The 811-nt window shown below is 35.9% G+C and carries 2 protein-coding genes; both read right to left on the bottom strand.

Features of this window, described 5'->3' with window-relative positions:
- A partial coding sequence (locus ACECE_RS29560) for a DUF6431 domain-containing protein (protein ID WP_010249528.1) occupies nucleotides 1-362 on the bottom strand: 362 nt, incomplete at its 3' end.
- Between the two features lie 119 nt (nucleotides 363-481).
- Nucleotides 482-811, bottom strand: a 330-nt coding sequence (locus tag ACECE_RS0217350) for a hypothetical protein (RefSeq protein WP_010249527.1), incomplete at its 5' end; no start/stop codon positions are given.

Below are 811 nucleotides of genomic sequence, written 5' to 3'. Positions count from 1 at the left end.
CGTTGTTTAAACTCTTTAAACCATCTTTTCACTGTTGAGATACTTGCTGTTGCCTCCACCTGTTCATATGTAGTTCCTTCCTCAACATCCCGGAGTACGAACTCAATATCTGCTGTAGAGTAATGCTTGTAGGGTCTGATAAAATCCGGAAGTATTGCATGAGTTTTACCACATCCAACACATATTACACGCTGAATTACTATCCATTCAATTTTATCATCTATATGTACATGTCTGTCGTAGCGATCATGAAATTCTGTATTATTACCACATACAGGGCAGAAGAACTTTGTTTTCTCCAGATACAACAAAAAATTTTTACGATAGTCCTTAACATTTCGGCCAATATATGCTATTATCATTTTACAGTGTGTTGGAACTTTGAGGTTAAATGGTGGTGCATTTAACGTAAAAACTCAAAGTTCTTTCCATATCCCTCCTAAAACTCTCTTCGGAAAGATATTAACATATCTGTAAACGGTCACGCAACCTGAGCAGTTCCATGACATTTAACTCGGGCAGAAACAATAACCGCTGCTTTCTGATATGCTCCCCATTCTTTTGGTCCAGATATATGCCTTAGACCCTTGATCATATTTTCAACCTCAGTGTCTCCATCTTCCTCAATTAACTCGATTACTGGGAGTCTTTTAATTTGTTCAATAATAATATCACTTATGCTTCTACCCTTTTCTGATTCAGTAATGATTGTTTTACAAGCAGCAATTCTTCTGTTACCCTCTATTACTATATATTTAGTGCCTACATCAAATTCAACAGCTTTAACAACTATCTGATCTACATTAATAAA

Source organism: Acetivibrio cellulolyticus CD2, from assembly GCF_000179595.2.
Taxonomy (GTDB): Bacteria; Bacillota; Clostridia; order Acetivibrionales; family Acetivibrionaceae; genus Acetivibrio; species Acetivibrio cellulolyticus.
This window is presented reverse-complemented; position numbering and strand designations above follow the sequence as displayed.